The sequence below is a fragment of the Leisingera thetidis genome (assembly GCF_025857195.1).
Taxonomy (GTDB): domain Bacteria; phylum Pseudomonadota; class Alphaproteobacteria; order Rhodobacterales; family Rhodobacteraceae; genus Leisingera; species Leisingera thetidis.
On record NZ_CP109787.1, the window covers coordinates 940,000 to 959,395 of the forward strand.

Consider the following 19,396-nt stretch of genomic DNA (forward strand, 5'->3'; position numbering starts at 1 on the left):
CGGATGCTTCGGGCGGGCTTCAGTCGGGGGCGAGGGTTTCGAGCATGTCGAGGTCACCGGACAGCAGCGCCGGTTCGGCGCGGGAGATCAGCTCGGGCGGCCAGTCCCACCACTTCAGTGCCAGCAGACGGGCGATCTGCGGTTTGGAGAAGCGGTAGCTTTGCACCGTGCCGGGGTTGCCGGTGACGATGGCGTAAGGCGGCACCGAACCGCGCAGCACGGCGCCGGCGCCGATGATGGCGCCGTCGCCGATGCGCGCACCGGGCAGAATCAGCGCGCCGTAGCCAATCCAGACATCGTTGCCGATCACCGTATCGCGGGTGTCTGGCTGGAAGCCTGCCATCTGCGCCGGGTCGAACACCGGGAAGGGGTAGCAGCTCAGCCCCTCCTGCGCGTGATTGGCCGAAGAGGTGATGAAGCGGACGCCGTGGGCGATCTGGCAGAAACGGCCGATCACCAGGCGCTCGCGGGCGCCGGGGAACAGATACGGGGCCAGGTGCTGCGCCCAGTCCCGCGGCGGGTCGAAATCGGAGGCATAGCTGTAATCGCCCGCCTGGATGTTCGGGTGATCCAGCGCTTGGCTCAGCATCACGGTGCCGGCGTGCGGTGTGCCGTCCGGCAGGATGATCGGGTGGCGTATGGAAGGGTCGGGCAGGGGCATGGCGGACCTCAGTCGTCGGGACGGGTGAGCGGGAACAGCTCGCGCACCACCGAATAGTCGCGGTAGCCGAGGCGGGCAAGCGGCTGGAAGGCGGTGACATCAAAGACGCCATCGCGCAGGCAGTCGTCGCGCAGATGCACGCCGGTAACCTCGCCGAAGACCACCTTGTTCGCTTCGCCCGGCAGGGTCACGATTCGGGTCAGCCTGCATTCCAAGGCAGCGGGTGTTTCGGCGACGCGGGCGCAGGCAATGGTCTCGCATTCGGCGGCAGTCAGGCCCGCATGGGCGAACTCGTCCACGTCCTTGGGCAGCGCACCGGAGCTGGCGTTCATCGCATCGCGCAGCGCATAGGACACCACGTTGACGCAGAACACGCCGGTATCCTCGATATTGGCCACGCTGTCCTTGGTGCCGTCCTGGTCCGGTTTGGCGCTGGTGGAGGCAAACATCACCTGCGGCGGCGTGTAGGCCACAGCGTTGAAGAAGGAATAGGGCGCCAGGTTGTTCACCCCGGCAGCGGAGCGCGAGGAGATCCAGCCGATCGGCCGCGGCGTGACAATGGCGTTGAACGGGTTGTGGGGCAGGCCGTGGCCGTCTTCGGGTCGGTAGAACATTCGTGCTTCCTGCTCTGGGGGTCAGGGTCTTAGGTGTTTGCCCAAGGCTTACGCGCGTGTTAGGCCGAATGCCAGCCTGCAGGGGAAGAATGCGGAGGCAGGGCAGCGTGATCGAACTGATGGCAGAGCAGCCGGACGACCGGTGGGAGGTTGAGGCATTGTATGACCTGTGCTTTGCGCCGGGCCGCGAGGCGTTGTCGTCCTACCGTCTGCGCGACGGGGTGCTTCCGGTTGAGGGCCTCAGCCAGGTGGCGCGCGACAGCGACGGCATCCTGGCCGCGGCGATCCGGTTCTGGCCGGTTCTGGTCGGCACCGCGCCGGCGCTGCTGCTGGGGCCGGTTGCGGTGCACCCGACCCGCCAGGGCGAGGGGCTGGGCGGGTCTCTGATTCGCGACAGCCTGGCCAAGGCGGCGGAAACCGGCTGGGCGCGAGTGATGCTGGTGGGCGATGCGCCCTATTACCAGCGGTTCGGATTCTCCCGGCTTGATGGTGCGGAGATGCCGCCGCCGACCAACCCCGACCGGGTGCTGGGGCTTGCGTTGCAAGCGGGCGCCTGGGAGGGCATTCAGGGCCAGGTCAGCCGCTGGCAGGGTTGAAATCGCTGATCCTGCTGCCGATCTTTGAAAGGGCAGAGGAGACGGTTGTGGCAGATGTACTGATAGGCGCGCGGAAGATCACCGCGCAGGAAATCGATACCGAACTGGACGCGCTGGCACAGCGGCACCGCGCAGCGGGAGGGGCTGGCGTCGGCCTTTTGAACCGGCTGGGCGGCAGCGGCGAGAGCCTGCTGGAGCGGCTGCCGGCGCCGGTGCGCGCCGGGCTGACCGGCGCCACGGAAACCGCCTTGCGGCTGGCAATGAAGGGCGCCAGCCGGTCACGCCGCCTGGTGCCGGACCAGAAACCCGGCGTCGACCGGGTGCTGAGTGCCGCCATGGGGGCCGCCGGCGGGGCGGCAGGTCTGCCGGGGGCGCTGGTGGAACTGCCTGCGACCACGGCCTTTCTGCTGCGGACCATTCAGGGCGCTGCTGCGGCTGAGGGGTTTGACCCGGAGGCCGAAAGCGTGGTTTTCGATTGCATCCAGGTGTTTGCGGCGGCGGGCCCGCTGGCGGAGGACGATGGCGCGGATCTGGGCTTTGTCTCGGTGCGGCTGGGGCTGCCGGGCGGGCTGCACAAGCTGATTGCCCAGGTCGCACCCAAACTGGGCGCGGTGCTGGGGCAAAAGCTGGCAGCCCAGGCGGTGCCGATTGCCGGCGCGGTTGCCGGGGCTGCGGTGAATTACGTCTTTGCGGGATATTACCGGGAAATGGCGCATGTGCATTTCGGGCTGCGCCGCCTGGCCATCGAGGCGGACCGGCCGCAGGACGAACTGGCCGCCCGGCTGCGGCAGCGGCTGCAGCGCGCGGACAGCGGGTAGATGCAGAGACCGCTTGCACTTGCCGGGAAGGGAGATTTAATCATCGCTTCCTGCTAAGAGGGAAAGCATGATTCAATACAGCCTCAAATGCGCCGATGGCCACAGCTTTGACAGCTGGTTCCAGTCGGCTGCGGCTTTTGACAAGCTGGCGGCGGCCGGGATGGTGTCCTGTGCGGTCTGCGGCGGCAGCCGGGTGGAGAAAGCCGTCATGGCGCCACGGGTGCGGCCGGGACGCACGGCAGTGTCTGCGGTGGGGGAACCAGAGCCGCAGGCAGCCGCGCCTGCCGTTCCGGCTCCGGTTCCGGCAGCTGTCGCGGCAGGGCGCCGGGAACCCGGCATGCTGAGCCGCCCCTCGGGAGAGGTGGAAAAAGCGATCGCAGAGCTGCGCAGGAAGGTCGAGGAAAACTCCGAATACGTCGGCGGCCGTTTTGTGCAGGAGGCACGGGCCATGCACCTCGGCGAAGCGCCGGAGCGGGCGATCCATGGCGAGGCAAAGCTGGAAGACGCGCGGGAACTGATCGAGGACGGCGTGCCGGTGATGCCGCTGCCGTTCCGGCCCGGGCGCAAATCGAACTGAAGGGCAGGGCAAAATGCATGCAGTTGTGACTGGAACCAGCCGCGGCATCGGCAAAGAGCTGGTGAAACGGCTGCAGGAGGCGGGGTATGAGGTGACGGGCACGTCCCGGGATCATTCCTCCGGGGTGAAGCTGGATGTCTCCGACCCCGGCCAGCAGGCGCGTTTCGCTGCCCAGATCCGGAACCGGCCGGTGGATCTGCTGGTCTGCAATGCCGGGGTCTATATCGACAAGGCGATGGGGCTTGAGGACTACTCGGCCGAGGTCTGGGCGAAGACCCTGGCGGCCAATGTGACCGGCGTGTTCCTGACCGTGCAGGCGATGCTGCCCAATCTGCGGCTGGCGGAAGAGCCGAAGATTGCCATTCTGTCGTCGCAGATGGCCAGCCAGTCGCGCGCACCGGGCGGCAGCTATGCCTACCGCGCCTCCAAGGCGGCGGCGCTCAATATCGGGCGCAACCTGGCCACGGATCTGAAGCCCGAGGGAATTGCCGTGGGCATCTACCATCCGGGATGGGTGCGCACCGATATGGGCGGTTGCGATGGCGATATCACGGTGGCAGAGTCCGTCGCCGGGCTGATCGATGAGTTTGCGGTGCTGAACCTGGACACCACCGGCTGTTTCCACACTTGGGACGGCCGCATTCACCCCTACTGAAGTGATTGAAGCACAGCAGGCAGAGGCTCCCGCGCCCGCAGGGGCCGGGCTGCGCCTGTCCCATTGGCTGTCTTGGGCCGGGCGCCGCGCGGATGCGCGGCGCGGCACCGTGCGCAGGCACGGTGCCATGCCCAACGGGCTGAAGGCACAGCAATGCCTGAAGCCGGGCGGGAGTGCCTGCCTGTTCCCAAGCTGCCGGGCGTTGCGGACGCGGCGCATGGAACAGCCGGCGCGGGTACCGCGCCGGCTGCTGGCTGTCTGATCAGGCCCATCAAGAGCCGGCGGCCGGTTACTCCCAGCAGCTGACCAGCACGGTCATGCCGGAGGCCAGCCGGGCCATCGCCGCATTGGGCAGGCTGCCTGCCGGTGCGCTCTGTGCCGCAGGGGTCAGGCCGGCGGCGCTCAGCGCGCTGCGGATGGCTTCGGCATTGACGGCAAAGCTCACGCCTTCGGGCAGTTGCTTGCCCTCGATTTGGCGCGGCAGCAGCATCCCCAGAACGGTGCCGGTGCTGTCGAGCACGGGGCCGCCGGCGTCGCCGGGCTGCGGTGCCAGTTCGAGCCTGGCCACGCCGGTGCTGCCATCCAGGCTCTTGACGTCAGCGATCCGGCCCCAGGTGAGGCTGGGGGCTCCCAGTACGCCCTCGTAGGAGAAGCCGGAGACCGCCACTTCGGATTGCAGCCGCGGCGAGGCGGCACTGAGTTCGGCAACCGCAGCAGGCGCCAGCGGCTCGGCAGGACGCAGGATTGCGATGCCGTCCGCGGTGTTGTTGGCCGCCACTGCTGCCTGATAACCGTGGTCCAGAGTGATCCGGGTGCAGCCGGCCACCACGTCCGAAGTGGTCAGAACGCTGCCCTCGCCGTCCACGAAGAACCCGGAGCGCGACAGTTTCGGCTTGCGGATTTCCAGACCGGAGACCAAATCGATGTTTTGCACCGCATCGCCGCCTGCCGCCGGGTCCAGCACCCCATCCAGACGGGCGAAGCTGGCTTGCATGGCGGCCAGCACCCGGGCGCGGCGGTCTTCGTCACCGGCGGGCCAGATCAGGGTGAAACCTTTGACCTCGCCGTTCTTCAGGCTGGCCTGGGTGAAGGAGACGATCTTGCTGTTGCGGCCTTCGATGGTGAAGCTGTCGTTGCCGCGCTGGCGCGGGCCGTTCAGCGGCACGATCTCCAGCGTTTGCAGGATGTCGTAGAGGCCGAACAGGGTGCGCTTGTCGCCGGGCTGGCTGATCAGCAGGACCTGGGCGCCCAACTCGCCGGAACTGGCGTAGTGGGCAAAGGGCGATTCATAACGGTCGAAAGCCACTTCATCTGCGGGGATCTGCAGGCCGATGCCGGCCTTGGCGTCCTCCACACGGGCCATGCCGACGGAGATCAGCGGGGCGTTGTATTCATCCATCAGCACCTGGCGCTGAGCCGTGGTCAGCACACCGGTCGGCTCAAAGCCGCGGGCAGCCTGCCAGTCGCTCATCGAAGCGCGGGTGCCGCGGCCGAAGGCGCCGTCGATGCCGGAGTCGTAAAAGCCTGCCGCCTTCAGTGCGACCTGCAGATCCATGCGCTGCTCGCGGCTGAGCGCACTTTCGCTGCGCCGTGCCTGGGCGGGTGTTTCATCAGGCAGGTTCGACTGCAAGGCCGCCTGTTGCTGCGGTGCGGGCTCTGCCGTTGCCGGGGCTGCAGGTTCCGGCGGGGCAGGGGCTGGCTGCGCCGATGCAGCAGCATCTGCGGCCACCGGGTAGAACTGGCCGCGCAGGTTGCGTTGAAAGGCGATGAAGCTGTCGCGCGGGATCTGGCCCTCGGCGCGGTAGACCTGCAGCACCCGTTCGGCGTCGTCGCGGGCGTAGGGGCCCAGAACCACCCCGTACCAGCCGCCGCCAAGCGCATAGCCCGACACGTCAGGCAGGCGCGCCGCATAGGTGCGGGCTTCGCCTTCGGCCTCGCGCAGCGAGGGACGGGCGGCGATTTGGATCCAGACCGCGTCCCGGCTGCTTTGCGCCGCAACCGGCGCAGTGAACGCTATGGCCAGCGCAATCAGCGGCAGGGCCAGAGCGGCAATCAGTTTTTTCATTGTCAGGGCCTCGTATCCCGGAAGTACTCTTGTTCTTTGCCGCGGAGGTTAAGCATTTTGCGGCGGCAAAGGGAACTCCTCATCACGGGGGGAATTGCCGGCCCGTTGCCGCATTTCCTCAACTTTTGCGCCGATGCAGGGCGGGCAGGGGCCCGGAGGCGGCGGCGCAGGGGCCAGAGGGCGTTGACCCTGACCATAGGCTTGCATAGGAAGATCCCCGCAATTGCTGCCCCAGCTGCCCCTAAAGGGATGAGAAATGACCCAGACCAATGGCGCGCCGCGCTCCTTCCAAGAGATTATCCTGAGGCTTCAGAATTACTGGGCCGCCAAGGGCTGCGCGGTGATGCAGCCCTATGATATGGAAGTCGGCGCCGGGACCTTTCACCCGGCAACCACGCTGCGCTCGCTGGGGTCCAAGGCCTGGGCTGCGGCCTATGTGCAGCCGTCGCGCCGCCCCACCGACGGGCGCTATGGCGAGAACCCGAACCGGCTGCAGCATTATTACCAGTACCAGGTGCTGATCAAACCCAGCCCGCCGGACCTGCAGGAGCTGTACCTTGGCTCGCTGGAGGCAATCGGCGTCGATATGGCGATGCATGACATCCGCTTTGTCGAGGATGACTGGGAGTCGCCGACGCTGGGGGCCTGGGGTCTCGGCTGGGAAGTCTGGTGCGACGGCATGGAAGTTTCCCAGTTCACCTATTTCCAGCAGGTCGGCGGCCATGACTGCCATCCGGTGTCCGGCGAGCTGACTTATGGGCTGGAGCGTCTGGCGATGTACATCCTTGGCGTTGATCACGTCATGGATATGCCGTTCAACGATCCGGACGCGGTGATCCCGCTGACCTATGGCGATGTGTTCAGGCAGACCGAGGAAGAATACGCCCGCTGGAACTTTGACGTGGCCAACACCGAAGTGCTGCTGCGCCATTTCGAGGAAGCCGAGGCCGAATGCGCCGCCATTCTGGCGCAGGAGCACATGGATCCCAAGACAGGCAAGCGCATCATCATGGCGCATCCCGCCTATGACCAGTGCATCAAGGCTTCGCACATCTTCAACCTTCTGGATGCGCGCGGGGTGATTTCGGTCACCGAGCGGCAGGCCTATATCGGCCGGGTCCGCGCACTGGCCAAGCAATGCGCCGATGCATTCGTGCTGACCGAAGCCGGCGGCCATGCGGCCGAAAGTGCTGCCTGAGCAGGGAGCTGATAGTTATGGGAAAGTTCCTCGCTCTGATCCTGATCGTCTCCGCCCTCGCCGCTGGGGGAGCAATGTATTATCTGCAGGTTTATGGCTTCTACGACGAGGTCGAGCTGCAGCCGGGCCGCGACGTGGTGCTGGTGCCGCTGGGCGGCGGTGAAGCGCAGCCGATTGCCTATTCCGGCTTTGAAGCCATCGACGCGGACAGCTCGCCGATCCGCTACCGGGCCTGTTTCCAGACCAAGGTCACACCGGACGAGCTGGCACAGGTTTTTACCCTGTCCGGCAAGACCGAGCCGCGCAATGCTCCGGACTGGTTCACCTGCTTTGATGCCGCAGCAATCGGCGGCAAACTGGCGGAGGGCACCGCCAAGTCCTTCCTGTCGGTCAAGAACATCTCCTATGGCGTTGACCGGATTGTTGCCGTCACCGGCGACGGCCGCGGCTATGTCTGGCACGAGCTGAACGACTGCGGCCAGAAAGCCTATGACGGCACCGTGGTGGGCGAGGAATGCCCGCCCCGTCCCGGGGCAGGCGAGGCACCCGAAGCCGGGCAGGCGGAAGAATGACATTCTCCGCTGCACCGGCTCTTTCCCGAATTTCTGCTGCGCCCGCCCGCGCGGCCACCCGTGAGGACACCTGATGCCCGATCTGCTGATTGAACTGTTTTCCGAGGAAATCCCGGCCCGCATGCAGGCGCGCGCCGCCGAGGACCTGAAAAAGCGCGTGACCGACGGATTGGTCGAGGCGGGCCTCACCTATGCCGGCGCCGCGGCGCTGTCGACACCGCGCCGCCTGACTCTGGCGGTGGATGGCCTGCTGGGCGAAAGCCCCACCCTCCGCGAAGAGCGCAAGGGCCCCAAGGTCGGTGCGCCGGACAAGGCGATCGAGGGTTTCCTGCGCGGCGCTGGCCTGAGCCGCGACCAGCTGGAGGAGCGCGACACCCCCAAGGGCGCGGTCTATTTCGCGATGATCGAAAAGCCGGGACGGGCGGCGGCCGAAATCATCGCCGAGGTGCTGGAAGACTGTATCCGCAACTTTCCCTGGCCGAAATCCATGCGCTGGGGCGCAGGATCCCTGCGCTGGGTTCGGCCGCTGCATTCGATCCTGTGCATCCTGTCGGATGAGGCGGGCGCGTCCGTGGTGGATCTGGACATCGACGGGATCAAGGCGGGCAACACCACCCGCGGCCACCGCTTCATGGCGCCGGAAAAGATAACCGTCACCGGTTTTGATGACTACGCCGCCAAGCTGAAACGCGCTTTTGTGGTGCTGGACCCCCGCGAACGGGCCGAGGCGATCTGGCAGGAGGCGACCAATCAGGCCTTTGCCAGCGGGCTGGACGTGGTCGAGGACAAGGGCCTGCTGGCCGAGGTCGCGGGTCTGGTGGAATGGCCGGTGGTGCTGATGGGCGCGATTGATGAAGAGTTCCTGCAGCTGCCGCCGGAGGTTTTGCAGACCTCCATGAAGGAACACCAGAAGTTCTTCTCGGTGAAGAACCCCAAGACCGGCCGGATCGAGAAGTTCATCACCGTGGCCAACCGCGAGACCGCCGACAACGGCGCGACCATCCTGGCGGGCAATCAAAAGGTGTTGTCGGCGCGTCTGGCGGATGCCAAGTTCTTCTGGGAGAACGACCTGCGCACGGCGAAGTCCAAAGCGGGCATGAGCGCCTGGGTGGAGAACCTCGGCAACGTGACCTTCCACAACAAGCTGGGCACCCAGGCGGCGCGCATTGACCGCATCGCGGCACTGGCCCGCGAGATCGCGCCTGTGGTGGGGGCCGATGCGGATCTGGCAGAGCAGGCCGCCCGGGTGGCCAAGGCCGATCTGTCGTCTGAAATGGTCTATGAATTCCCGGAACTGCAGGGGCTGATGGGCCGGTACTACGCCGAGGCGGCTGGCCTGCCGCAAGAGGTGGCGAACGCCTGCGAAGCGCATTATTCGCCGCTGGGGCCGGGCGACGACGTGCCGTCGGAGCCGGTTTCGGTAGCGGTGGCGCTGGCCGACAAGCTGGACACGCTGACCGGCTTCTGGGCGATTGATGAAAAGCCGACCGGCTCGAAAGACCCCTTCGCCCTGCGCCGCGCCGCGCTGGGGGTGATCCGGCTGGTGCTGGAGAATGATGTACGTGGTTCGCTTTGGAAGCTAAACTTGCGTGGCTTTTCTCAGCACGTAGTCAAGGACGGGTCTGAGTCTGATTTGCTTGCTAGGTTCAAAGAGCGTCTCAATGAACTTCTTTCTAGGGATTTGCCCACAGCGGATAGCGAAGCCTCCGAAGAACTGGAGCATGCGCTGAAAATCCCGGTAGACCTCCTCTCCTTCTTCCACGACCGCCTCAAGGTCTTTCTGCGCGATCAGGGCATCCGCCACGACGTGATCGACGCCTGCATCGCGATGGAGGGCAACGACGACCTGACCCTGCTGGTGAAACGCGCCCGCGCACTGGAGGACTTCCTGAAGACCGAGGATGGCGAAAACCTGCTGCAGGGCTTCAAACGCGCCAACAACATCCTCTCGAAAGAAGAGGAAAAGGACGGGGTCGAATACTCATACGGCGCCGACCGCAAGTTTGCCGAGGATCCCGCGGAACAGGCGCTGTTCGATTCGCTGGAGGCAGGCGGGGCGGCGATCTCCCCGGCTATCGAGGCCGAGGATTTCGCGGCAGCCATGCGCGGCATGGCCGCCCTGCGCGCGCCCATCGATGCGTTCTTCGAGGCGGTGCAGGTGAATGCGGAGAGCGAAATTGTCCGCCGCAACCGGCTGAACCTTCTCAGCCAGATCCGCCAGGTCTGCGGCCAGGTTGCCGACCTCACCAGGGTCGAAGGCTGACTTCCGGCACGCTTTCATCGTTCCGGAAACGACACCCGCCGGAAGCACCGGCCTTTCCGCGAGGAAAGGCCGGTTTTTCATTTCCGGACGGGTCCTTGGCGTCACCGGGCTGTTACAAGACCCTTGCGTGGGCGCGTCTTCTCCTTATGGTGACTTTCAAAGGAGACGTGCTGCAGTGCAGAAAGATTTCGAACAGATCCCGCCGGCGTCGCTGATCACCGCCACCGCCCCCATTGCCACCGCGACCCACGGCGGGCGGGCGAAATGCCTGCAGCGGCTGGTGCGGCTGGACCTGCCGGTGCCGCACACAGTCGCGCTGTCCTTTGCGGCGGTGCATGCCATTGCCGAAGGGCAGATGCCGGATCTGTCCGCGGTGCTGAGCCAGTTCGATCCTGAGGCGCTGCTGTGCGTGCGGCCCTCGTCCGAGGACCCCGACTGGGGCGGGCCGGGGGCGATTCTGAACATCGGCATGAATGACGCGCGCTATGTGGATCTGTGCGACAGCCTGGGGCGCGATGCCGCCGCCGCGCTGTACCTGCGGTTCGTGCAGTCCTACGCGGTGCATGTGGCGCGGCTGGACCCGGATGTGTTCGACGATGTCGAGGACGGCGGCCCGGATGCGCTGAGCGAGATCCTGCATGCCTACGAGGCGGAGACCGACGAGCCGTTCCCGCAGGACCCGGGCGAGCAGCTGGCGGCGGTGCTGCGGTCGATGGCGCGGGCCTGGGAGGGGACTTCCGCACGGATCCTGCGCCAGGCCAAAGGCGCACCGGCCGACGCAGGCCTTGGGCTGGTGGTGCAGGAGATGATCCCCGGTGTCGGCCAGGGGGAATGCGGATCGGGCGTTTTGCAGCTGGTGAACACGACCACCGGCATGCGGCAGCTGACCGGCCGCTACCTGAGCCAAAGCCAGGGCCGCGATGCGCTGGGGGCCGGGGCCAAGGCGCTGTATCTGGCCCGGGACACGCGGGGGTTGTCGCTGGAAGAACTGGCGCCTGAGGCATTCGAGGAACTCCAGACCCACGCCGCGCTGATGCGCTGCAAGCTGCGCGAGGAAATGCAGCTGGAATTCGTCATCGAGAACGGCCGCGTGCACATCCTGGACGGGGTGCGGGTGGCGCGCTCGGCGCAGGCTGCGGTGCGGATTGCGGTGGCGCTGGCGGAGGATGGCATCATCCCGCAGGAAGAAGCGCTGATGCGGGTGGATGCGCATATCCTGAATGAGCTTTTGCACCGCCAGGTGGCGCCGGACGCGCGGCGCGATGTGATCGGCCGAGGCATTGCCGCCAGCCCCGGGGCCGCCACCGGCAAGCTGGTGTTCACCGCGGCCGGGGCGCAGGCCAGCGCCTCGCGCGGTGAGCCCTGCATTCTGGTGCGGCGGGAAACCTCGCCGGAGGATGTGCGCGGCATGCATGCCGCCGCCGGGGTTCTGACCGAGAAGGGCGGCATGACCAGCCATGCTGCGGTGATCGGCCGCGGCCTGGGGCTGCCCTGCATCGTCGGCGCCTTGAACATGAAGTTCCACAGCAAGCGCAAGATGCTGGAAGCGGCGGACGGCCGGGTGTTCAAGGCAGGCGACATCATCACCATCGACGGCAGCAGCGGACAGGTGCTGGCGGGCCAGCCGCAAATGCTGGAGGCCGCCGAGGATGGGGCGCTGCTGACCCTGCTGAGCTGGGCCGACGAAGCCCGCGACATTGGTATCCGCGCCAACGCCGACACGCCTGAAGATGCTGAAATGGCGCGAAAATTCAATGCCCAAGGCATTGGTCTCTGCCGCACTGAGCACATGTTCTTTGAACCCGGCCGCCTGACGGTGATGCGGGAGATGATCTTTGCCGAGACGCCTTCCGGGCGGGCGGCGGTGCTGGAGCGGCTGCTGCCGATGCAGCGCGACGACTTCCGCGAGCTGTTCCGGATCATGGAAGGGATGCCTGTCTGCATCCGGCTGTTCGACCCGCCGCTGCACGAGTTCCTGCCGGCGACCAGAACCGGTCAGCGGGAGCTGTCCGAGGCGCTGGGCATTCCGGTCAGCGATGTGACCCGGCGGGTTGAAGAGATGGACGAATACAACCCGATGCTGGGTATGCGCGGCGTCCGTCTGGGAGTCACCGTGCCGGAGATCTATGACATGCAGGCGCGGGCAATCTTCGAGGCCACGCTGGAAGCCTCCAAATGGGGCGAGCCGGTGGTGCCTGAGATCATGATTCCGCTGGTTTCTGCCAAGCGCGAGGTGGAACTGGTCAAGGCCCGCATTGATGCGGTGGCGGCGGCGGTGAAATCGGAGCGCGGCGAGGATTTCACCTACCGGCTGGGCGTCATGGTCGAAACCCCGCGGGCGGCCCTGCGGGCGGGGGAGATCTCGCCGCACACCGCCTTCCTCAGCTTTGGCACCAATGACCTCACCCAGATGACTTATGGGCTGTCGCGCGATGACGCGGGGCGGTTCATGTCGGATTACGTCAATCAGGGGGTCTTCCCGGAGGACCCGTTCCACGTGCTGGATACCGATGGGGTCGGGGAGCTGCTGAAGCTGGGGGTGCAGCGCGGCCGGGCGGAAAACGGGGACATCACCCTGTCGATCTGCGGCGAGCATGGCGGCAACCCCGAATCGATTGCATTCTGCCGCGATGCGGGCTTTGACTACGTTTCGTGTTCGCCGTTTCGTGTGCCGGTTGCGCGTTTGGCCGCCGCCCAGCTGGCAATTTCCGGACGAACCGGGCAGATCGCGCCAACGTACGCAAAATATTAAGAAAATTCAGGGCATCCAGCCGCTGCCGGTGCAAGGCCGGCGGCCTATGTGTGCGTCTCCGGGTTGATGGGCTTGCCCCAAAGCTGGACGTTTCGGGCCTTATCCATTAAGGGATGCGACCGCATGTGCCAGGGGTAACCGGGCGCGGGCTGCTAGGACGGGGGAACCCTGAATGAAATTGTTGACTATGATTGCCGTGATGGCTGCCACCATCACGATGGGTAAGAGTGTTGCTGCCGAAACCGGTCTGGATTCGCTGATCGAGCGTGAACAGGCTAGTCTGAGCGCGGTGCCTGCGCGGAAATTCAGCGGATTCTTCGGTTTCCGCACCAATCCGTTCAAGAGCCGCAGGTCCGACCCGCAGGTGGAGTACTCCAAGACCTGGCTGGATACCCAGCCGAAGGCCGAAGGCGGAGAGCAGTTTGCCTGCTTGGCCGAGGCGCTGTACTTCGAGGCGCGCGGCGAGACTGTCAAAGGCCAGTTTGCCGTGGCCGAGGTAATTCTGAACCGGGTCAAGAGCGCGCAGTTCCCGAATACGCTGTGCGGGGTGATCAAGCAGGGGACCGGGCGCAAGTACCAGTGCCAATTCACCTATACCTGCGACGGCTACAAGGAAGTGATCAACGAGAAGAAGGCCTATCAGCGGGTGGCCAAGGTGGCGCGTGCGGCGCTGGACGGGCTCAGGACCGAGCTGACAGAGGGCGCGACCTATTATCATACCACCGCGGTGCGCCCGCGCTGGAGCCGTACATTCACAAACACCACGCGTATCGGTGTGCACCTGTTCTACCGTGACGATCGCTATCAGACTGCGATGAGCAACTGACCGCCTGAACGCGGCATCGCAGTGCCGCTTTCAGCTGCTGGCGTGGCGTTTGCGGGCCTGTTATGAAGGTGCCGAAAGACTATTGTTGGGTCCCATCACTCGACACAGCCAGCCAAAGGCCCGTTTCCCATGCCCTCTGAAATCCGCCTTGCCTTTGCGCACCCGTCCGAACGTTCCGTGGCCACGGCCGCACCGGGCCCGCTGGACCGCATTTCCCTGCGCGATCACACTGTCGAAGTGGAGATCGGTGCCTTTCAGGCCGAGCGCGGCACTACCCAGCGGATCTGTTTCAACGTGGTGGTCGAAGTGGCACCGCTGCCCAAGGACCTCGACGATGACGTCGACCGGATCCTGTCTTATGACAAGGTGACCGAGGCGATAGCCCATGAGCTGGCAGCGGAACGGCTGAACCTGCTGGAGACCTTGGCCGAACGCGTGGCCGAGCGGATCCTGCTGGAGCACCAGGCGGTGCGCGCCTTTGTGCGGATCGAGAAGCTGGACCGCGGTCCCGGTGCGCTGGGAGTCGAGGTGGTGCGGTCGAAGGATCAGATCACCCATCCGGTGGATGAGGAAGAGCGCCCGCACCCGCGGCTGATGTACCTGTCCAATGACGCCATCGACAGCGAAAACCTGACCACCTGGATCGATCAGATGCAATGCCGCAAGCGGCCGCTGATCCTGTGCGTCGGCACCCACCTTCTGCAAGTGCCCACCACCGGCCACAAATGGACCCAGCGCCGCATCGACCTGCTGGCGATCGAACAGAACGCCTGGCGGCTGGCGGCCAAGGACGACCGCTGCGTGGTGGTCTCGACCCGGACCGAGCTGCACTGGGCGATGAAGAACGGCCAGATCTGCGTCTGGGCGCCCTCCAAGATCGTGCTGGATGCGGTGGAAGGCCCCTCGGCGCCGCCGTCGAATTCGGTGGCGCTGGCGGCCTGGTTCGCCTCCACCTTCGAGGCGGGTGAAATGATTGTGCTTGGCGGGGATTTGCCTGATAATCCCGGCGTCCCCTTGCGGGCCGTCAGCGTGGAGCAAGCACAACTGTGACATATTACCGGCCGTTGGTTCAGCATGGCGAGGCGCGCCCAGAGGGCGCGGTTCCGCTGGCGGGCAGTGCCCTGTGGTTCACCGAGGTTGAGATCCTGAGCCGCGACGCACCGCCGCGGATTGCCCCGGCCGGACTGGTGCCGGAACCGCTGCGCCGCCGCCTGAGCGCGCGCCGGGCTTCGATTGCCGGGCTGGACATGACCCAGCCGCAGATCATGGGCATTCTGAATGCGACCCCTGACAGTTTTTCGGATGGCGGCAGGCATGCCGGTGCCGAGGCGGGCAAGGCGGCTGCGCTGCGGATGGTGGCCGAAGGCGCGACGATCATCGACGTCGGCGGCGAATCGACCCGGCCCGGTGCAGCCGAGGTTTCCGAAGCCGACGAAATCGCCCGCACCGCGCCGCTGATTGCAGCGATCCGGGCCGAAAGCGGCGTGCCGATCTCAATCGACACCCGCAAGGCCACTGTCGGGCTGGAGGCGCTGGAGGCGGGGGCGGATCTGCTCAATGACGTCTCGGGCTTCACTTTTGATCCGGCGCTGGCGCCGCTGGCCGCGCAGGCCAGCGTGCCGGTCTGCATTATGCATGCCCAGGGCGACCCGGCCACCATGCAGGACGATCCGCACTATGCCAACGTGCTGCTGGATGTTTATGATTTCCTCGAACAGCAGATCGACCGGCTGGAGGCGACCGGGGTGATCCGCGAGCAGATCGTGATCGACCCCGGCATCGGCTTTGGCAAATCGCAGGAGCACAATCTGACTCTGCTGCGCAATCTCAGCCTGTTCCACGGGCTGGGCTGCCCGATCCTGCTGGGCGTGTCCCGCAAGGGGTTCATTGGCAGGATCGGCGGGGAGCCGCGCGCTGATGCCCGTGCGCCGGGCTCGATCGCGGTGGGGCTTGCGGCGCTGGCGCAAGGCGTGCAATTCCTGCGGGTGCATGACGTGGCCGAGACGGTCCAGGCGCTGCGCCTTTGGCAGGCCGTCCGTTAACGCCTTTTGGGCAGGAAAAGCATAATGCGGAAACTCTTTGGCACCGATGGCGTGCGCGGCACCGCCAATACCCACCCCATGACCGCCGAGATGGCCCTGCGGATCGGCGCCGCTGTCGGGCGCTATTTCCGGCGCGACGGCACCGGGGTGCACCGGGTGGTGATCGGCAAGGACACCCGGCTGTCCGGCTACATGTTCGAGAACGCGCTGACGGCGGGGCTGACCTCGACCGGCATGAACGTGCTGCTGCTGGGGCCGGTGCCGACCCCGGCGGTGGGGCTGATGACGCGCTCCATGCGGGCGGATCTGGGCGTGATGATCTCGGCCAGCCACAACCCTTCCGAGGACAACGGCATCAAGTTCTTCGGCCCCGACGGGTTCAAGCTGTCGGACAGCGCCGAGATGGAGATCGAGGCGCTGGTCGAGGAAGGCGTTGAGCCGGCCCAGGCTGCCAATATCGGCCGTGCCAAACGGATCGACGATGCCCGCTTCCGCTATGGCGAGCGGGTCAAGAGCTCGCTGCCCCGCAATCTCGGCCTCAACGGGCTGAAGGTGGTGATCGACTGCGCCAATGGCGCGGCCCACCGGGCGGCACCGGAAGTCCTGTGGGAGCTGGGGGCGGATGTGATCCCGATCGGCGTGGCGCCGGACGGGCTGAACATCAACCGCGGCTGCGGCTCGACCCAACCGCAGACGGCGGCTGAGGCGGTGGTCGCACACGGCGCCCATGTCGGCATCTGCCTGGACGGCGATGCCGACCGGGTGATCCTGATCGACGAGACCGGCACTGTGGCCGATGGCGACCAGCTGATGGCACTGCTGGCCAGCCGCTGGGCCGAGCAGGACCTGCTGGCGGGCGGTGCGCTGGTGGCCACGGTGATGTCGAACCTCGGGCTGGAGCGTTTTCTGAACCGCAAGGGCCTGGGCCTGGAGCGCACAGCGGTGGGCGACCGCTATGTGGTGGAGCGGATGCGCGAGGGCGGCTTCAACCTGGGCGGCGAGCAGTCGGGCCATATCGTGATGACGGATTATGCCACCACCGGCGACGGGCTGATGGCGGGGCTGCATTTCCTGGCCGAGATGGTGCAGACCGGCAACAAAGCCTCCGCGCTGGCGCATCAGTTCGAGACCGTGCCGCAGCGGCTGCGCAACGTGCGGTTCGAGGCCGGTCAGGCGCCTCTGGAGGATGCCCGGGTGCAGGACGCCATCGCTGCCGCTGAGAAGGCGCTGAACGGCCAGGGGCGGCTGCTGATCCGCAAGTCCGGCACCGAGCCTTTGGTGCGGGTGATGGCGGAATGCGAGGATGCGGGTCTGATGACGCTGGCGGTGGACAGCGTGGTCGCCGCCGTCGAGGCGGCGGTCGCCGAATAGCCCGGCAGGGAGCTGGTCAGCCGCCTCTGCCGAACAGCCGCTTCAGCCTGCCGAGCTGGCTGAGGCCAAGGCCGCCCAGGATCATCGCCATTGCCAGCAGCATCGAGGGCGGCAGATCTTCTCCCAGGAACACCGCGCCCAGCACCACCGCCCAGACCGGCACCTGGTAATTGGTGAGGGTCATGAAGGTCGGCCCGGCTTCCCGCACCACTATGACGCGCAGCAGATTGGCGCCGGCGGTGGGGATCAGGCCGAGGATGGCGGCTATCATTAAGGTGCGGGTGTCCGGCATCACCGGCGGGCCTTCGGCGGCCCAGGCGGCCGGGAAGATGATGAAGCAGCCGATCACCAGCAGGATGGCAGCCAGCCCTACCGGATCCACCGGCGGCAGGCGGCGGGTCAGGATCGAGCTGACCGAGTAGCAGGCCGCCGCCGACAGGCAGGCGGCGCGGCCATAGGCCTCCAGCGCGGCGCCGCTGGTCTCAAACGCCTTGCCGCCGATCAGCAGTGCGACGCCCGCAAAGCCGATGGCAAAGCCGATCAGGCGGCGCAGGGTCATCTGCTCGCCCGGCACAAAGACATGCGCCAGCGGCAGCACCATCAGCGGGATCGCCGCCATGCTGACGCCGGTAAAGCCGGAAGAGACATACTGCTGTCCCCAGGAGATCAGCATGAAGGGCAGGGCGGTGCTGAGAATGCCGATGATCACCAGCGAGGGCCAGTTGGCCTCGCCCTTAAACAGCTTGAACCCGCGCCAGCCCCACACCGCGCACAGCAGCAGCGCGGCAAATCCGATCCGCCCGGCGGCCAGCCAGAACGGGGTGATCCCGTCCAGCGCCAGCTTGATCAGCAGAAAGGTCGCGCCCCAGACAAAGCCCAGCGTGGCAATCATCAGCCAGTAGCGCGGTGCGACGCTGCTATTGGTCATGACTGCTCCTTGGCCCATTGATCAATGGCAGTTTGGAAAAGGCCATGCGCTCGCGGCAGGACTGCCGGGTCCTTTAATACGCGCTCCAGTGCTTCAAGCTGCGGTTGCAAGCGATGGTGTTGAGACGAGGAGCCACCTGTGAGGAGGGGAATGGCCTTGGTGAACAGGGATATGGCCTTTGCATCTTCGCCAAGATCGGCCTGTGCTATACCTTGGTTGATCAGGTTGGTGGCGCGCTGGTAGCTGGTATACAAAAAACCTGTAAACCGCAGGCTGTTCTCGCACTTGCGTAGCCGTTCCTCCGCCGGGCGAGTGAACTTGTGGCACCCGGATGCATACAGGCTGAAGGAGAAGAAGTAGATCCAAAAGCCCAGAAAGGCCCAGATCACAATTGCCTTCAGCCATTGCTTGGGAGTGTCGCGAGGTGCGATATCGGGCATGGGGTCCTCGTGCCGGGTCTCCGCGCGACAAGACCCCGCCGGGCGGGCGGGGTCAATGGGAATTGCTTTGTTACCTATCGAAGTGTTTTTGCCTCAGGCAATGCGCGGGCGGCGGCTGCGGCTGAGGAGGAGGCCGCCGAGGATCAGTGCCAGCGCGGCAAACAGCTGCGGCGGCAGGGATTCCCCCAGGAGGGCCGCGCCGAAGATCACCGACCAGACCGGCACTTGATAATTAACGGTGGACAGGAACGCAGGGCCGGCGCTGCGGGCGACTTGGACCAGCAGCACTTGGGCGAGGGCCGTGGGCAGCAGGCCGAGGTAGATGACGGCCCCCAGCGGTATGGCGGCGGGCAGCTCCGGCACGCCCTCGGCCCAGAGCGCGGCGGGGGTCATCATGCCAGCACCGCACAGCAGGGCGGCGGCGGAGAGCGACAGCATGTTCACCTGCGGGCAGAGCCGGGTGATGATCGAGCCGATGGCGTAGCAGAGCGAGGCGCCAAGGCAGGCCAGGCGGGCAAGAGATTCAAAGTCGGTGCCGGCGGAGCGGAAGGCATCGAGCCCGATCAGCACCACCACGCCGGCAAAGCCGATCAGGAAACTGATGGTGCGGCGCAGGGTCATATGCTCGCCCGGCACCAGCAGATGCGCCAGCGGCAGCACAAACAGCGGCACCACCGCCATGCAGACCCCGGCAAAGCCGCTGGTCACATAAGTTTGCCCCCAGCTGAGCAGGGTGAAGGGCAGGGCGTTGGTGAAGAACCCCATGCCAATGGCGCAGGCCCAGATAATCCGGCCATCACGCGTGCGCAGGGAGGGCAGGCCGATGCCTATGGCATAGACCACGGCCAGCAGGCAGATGGCGCCGATCGAGATCCTGAGCGCGGCGATGGTCATCGGCGGGAAACCCCGGAGCGCCAGCGACACCGCCATGAAAGAGGCGCCCCAGATCACGCCGAGGAACAGAAGCTTGGCCCAATTGGCGGTGCCGGGGGAGTCGGGCATCACAATTCCTCAATCA

The 19,396-nt window shown here is 66.0% G+C and carries 18 protein-coding genes; 12 read left to right on the forward strand and 6 right to left on the reverse strand.

Annotated elements, in window-relative coordinates:
- Positions 1-19: 19 nt before the first annotated feature.
- A complete protein-coding gene (locus tag OKQ63_RS04420; RefSeq protein WP_264212756.1) occupies positions 20-661 on the reverse strand; it encodes a CatB-related O-acetyltransferase in 642 nt (213 codons plus the stop codon).
- 8 nt (positions 662-669) lie between these two features.
- Positions 670-1,275, reverse strand: coding sequence for a flavin reductase family protein (locus tag OKQ63_RS04425; protein ID WP_264212757.1), 606 nt, complete (start codon positions 1,273-1,275; stop codon positions 670-672).
- Between the two features lie 89 nt (positions 1,276-1,364).
- Between OKQ63_RS04425 and OKQ63_RS04430 the strand changes: the two genes are divergently transcribed.
- The 4 genes from OKQ63_RS04430 (at position 1,365) to OKQ63_RS04445 (ending at position 3,921) form a co-directional block, all read left to right on the forward strand.
- Positions 1,365-1,871, forward strand: coding sequence for a GNAT family N-acetyltransferase (locus OKQ63_RS04430; protein ID WP_434086036.1), 507 nt, complete (start codon positions 1,365-1,367; stop codon positions 1,869-1,871).
- A gap of 47 nt (positions 1,872-1,918) precedes the next feature.
- The gene (locus tag OKQ63_RS04435) at positions 1,919-2,689 is read left to right on the forward strand and encodes an EcsC family protein (RefSeq protein WP_264212759.1); all 771 of its coding nucleotides are present in this window, start codon (positions 1,919-1,921) and stop codon (positions 2,687-2,689) included.
- Between the two features lie 67 nt (positions 2,690-2,756).
- On the forward strand, positions 2,757-3,266 hold the full coding sequence (locus tag OKQ63_RS04440; RefSeq protein ID WP_264212760.1) for a DUF1178 family protein: 510 nt from the start codon (positions 2,757-2,759) through the stop codon (positions 3,264-3,266).
- Positions 3,267-3,279: 13 nt separating this feature from the next.
- Positions 3,280-3,921, forward strand: a complete 642-nt coding sequence (locus OKQ63_RS04445) for an SDR family oxidoreductase (RefSeq protein WP_264212761.1) — start codon at positions 3,280-3,282, stop codon at positions 3,919-3,921.
- Positions 3,922-4,210: 289 nt separating this feature from the next.
- Here the strand turns inward: OKQ63_RS04445 and OKQ63_RS04450 are convergent, their stop codons facing one another.
- Positions 4,211-5,986: a trypsin-like peptidase domain-containing protein gene (locus OKQ63_RS04450; protein WP_264212762.1), complete on the reverse strand. Its 1,776-nt coding sequence runs from the start codon at positions 5,984-5,986 to the stop codon at positions 4,211-4,213.
- Positions 5,987-6,242: 256 nt separating this feature from the next.
- Between OKQ63_RS04450 and OKQ63_RS04455 the strand changes: the two genes are divergently transcribed.
- The 8 genes from OKQ63_RS04455 to glmM all read left to right on the forward strand — a co-directional run bounded on the left by OKQ63_RS04455 (position 6,243) and on the right by glmM (position 17,010).
- Positions 6,243-7,184 (forward strand): glycine--tRNA ligase subunit alpha, encoded by a 942-nt coding sequence (locus OKQ63_RS04455; protein ID WP_264212763.1) that lies wholly within the window; start codon positions 6,243-6,245, stop codon positions 7,182-7,184.
- Positions 7,185-7,201: 17 nt separating this feature from the next.
- Positions 7,202-7,756: a DUF6446 family protein gene (locus OKQ63_RS04460; protein WP_264212764.1), complete on the forward strand. Its 555-nt coding sequence runs from the start codon at positions 7,202-7,204 to the stop codon at positions 7,754-7,756.
- 121 nt (positions 7,757-7,877) lie between these two features.
- Positions 7,878-10,019, forward strand: a complete 2,142-nt coding sequence (gene glyS / locus OKQ63_RS04465) for a glycine--tRNA ligase subunit beta (RefSeq protein WP_434086053.1) — start codon at positions 7,878-7,880, stop codon at positions 10,017-10,019.
- 175 nt (positions 10,020-10,194) lie between these two features.
- Positions 10,195-12,771, forward strand: a complete 2,577-nt coding sequence (locus OKQ63_RS04470; protein ID WP_264212766.1) for a pyruvate, phosphate dikinase — start codon at positions 10,195-10,197, stop codon at positions 12,769-12,771.
- 172 nt (positions 12,772-12,943) lie between these two features.
- The gene (locus tag OKQ63_RS04475) at positions 12,944-13,597 is read left to right on the forward strand and encodes a cell wall hydrolase (protein WP_264212767.1); all 654 of its coding nucleotides are present in this window, start codon (positions 12,944-12,946) and stop codon (positions 13,595-13,597) included.
- Positions 13,598-13,726: 129 nt separating this feature from the next.
- Complete coding sequence (locus OKQ63_RS04480) at positions 13,727-14,647, forward strand: dihydroneopterin aldolase (protein WP_264212768.1); 921 nt, start codon at positions 13,727-13,729, stop codon at positions 14,645-14,647.
- The gene (gene folP, locus OKQ63_RS04485; RefSeq protein WP_264212769.1) at positions 14,644-15,639 is read left to right on the forward strand and encodes a dihydropteroate synthase; all 996 of its coding nucleotides are present in this window, start codon (positions 14,644-14,646) and stop codon (positions 15,637-15,639) included. The genes OKQ63_RS04480 and folP overlap by 4 nt, the downstream gene beginning before the upstream one ends.
- Before the next feature lie 24 nt (positions 15,640-15,663).
- A complete protein-coding gene (gene glmM / locus OKQ63_RS04490) occupies positions 15,664-17,010 on the forward strand; it encodes a phosphoglucosamine mutase (RefSeq protein WP_264212770.1) in 1,347 nt (448 codons plus the stop codon).
- Between the two features lie 16 nt (positions 17,011-17,026).
- Here the strand turns inward: glmM and OKQ63_RS04495 are convergent, their stop codons facing one another.
- From OKQ63_RS04495 to OKQ63_RS04505, 3 genes are all read right to left on the reverse strand, one after another.
- Positions 17,027-17,938 carry a DMT family transporter gene (locus OKQ63_RS04495; RefSeq protein ID WP_264212771.1) on the reverse strand — a complete coding sequence of 304 codons (912 nt, stop codon included), beginning with the start codon at positions 17,936-17,938 and terminating at the stop codon, positions 17,027-17,029.
- Complete coding sequence (locus OKQ63_RS04500; RefSeq protein ID WP_264212772.1) at positions 17,935-18,378, reverse strand: hypothetical protein; 444 nt, start codon at positions 18,376-18,378, stop codon at positions 17,935-17,937. Before OKQ63_RS04500 ends, OKQ63_RS04495 begins: the two co-directional genes overlap by 4 nt.
- A 93-nt stretch (positions 18,379-18,471) precedes the next feature.
- Positions 18,472-19,380 carry a DMT family transporter gene (locus tag OKQ63_RS04505; protein ID WP_264212773.1) on the reverse strand — a complete coding sequence of 303 codons (909 nt, stop codon included), beginning with the start codon at positions 19,378-19,380 and terminating at the stop codon, positions 18,472-18,474.
- Positions 19,381-19,396: the final 16 nt, after the last annotated feature.

Bases quoted from the DNA above. Each gene is read 5' to 3' on its own strand.
- OKQ63_RS04505 (WP_264212773.1), bottom strand. From the start codon at position 19,380: ATGCCCGACTCCCCCGGCACCGCCAATTGGGCCAAGCTTCTGTTCCTC.
- OKQ63_RS04445 (WP_264212761.1), top strand. From the start codon at position 3,280: ATGCATGCAGTTGTGACTGGAACCAGCCGCGGCATCGGCAAAGAGCTG.
- OKQ63_RS04480 (WP_264212768.1), top strand. From the start codon at position 13,727: ATGCCCTCTGAAATCCGCCTTGCCTTTGCGCACCCGTCCGAACGTTCC.
- glmM (WP_264212770.1), top strand. From the start codon at position 15,664: ATGCGGAAACTCTTTGGCACCGATGGCGTGCGCGGCACCGCCAATACC.
- OKQ63_RS04495 (WP_264212771.1), bottom strand. From the start codon at position 17,938: ATGACCAATAGCAGCGTCGCACCGCGCTACTGGCTGATGATTGCCACG.
- OKQ63_RS04420 (WP_264212756.1), bottom strand. From the start codon at position 661: ATGCCCCTGCCCGACCCTTCCATACGCCACCCGATCATCCTGCCGGAC.
- OKQ63_RS04460 (WP_264212764.1), top strand. From the start codon at position 7,202: ATGGGAAAGTTCCTCGCTCTGATCCTGATCGTCTCCGCCCTCGCCGCT.
- OKQ63_RS04440 (WP_264212760.1), top strand. From the start codon at position 2,757: ATGATTCAATACAGCCTCAAATGCGCCGATGGCCACAGCTTTGACAGC.
- OKQ63_RS04450 (WP_264212762.1), bottom strand. From the start codon at position 5,986: ATGAAAAAACTGATTGCCGCTCTGGCCCTGCCGCTGATTGCGCTGGCC.
- glyS (WP_434086053.1), top strand. From the start codon at position 7,878: ATGCAGGCGCGCGCCGCCGAGGACCTGAAAAAGCGCGTGACCGACGGA.
- OKQ63_RS04430 (WP_434086036.1), top strand. From the start codon at position 1,365: ATGCGGAGGCAGGGCAGCGTGATCGAACTGATGGCAGAGCAGCCGGAC.
- OKQ63_RS04475 (WP_264212767.1), top strand. From the start codon at position 12,944: ATGAAATTGTTGACTATGATTGCCGTGATGGCTGCCACCATCACGATG.
- OKQ63_RS04455 (WP_264212763.1), top strand. From the start codon at position 6,243: ATGACCCAGACCAATGGCGCGCCGCGCTCCTTCCAAGAGATTATCCTG.
- OKQ63_RS04425 (WP_264212757.1), bottom strand. From the start codon at position 1,275: ATGTTCTACCGACCCGAAGACGGCCACGGCCTGCCCCACAACCCGTTC.
- OKQ63_RS04500 (WP_264212772.1), bottom strand. From the start codon at position 18,378: ATGCCCGATATCGCACCTCGCGACACTCCCAAGCAATGGCTGAAGGCA.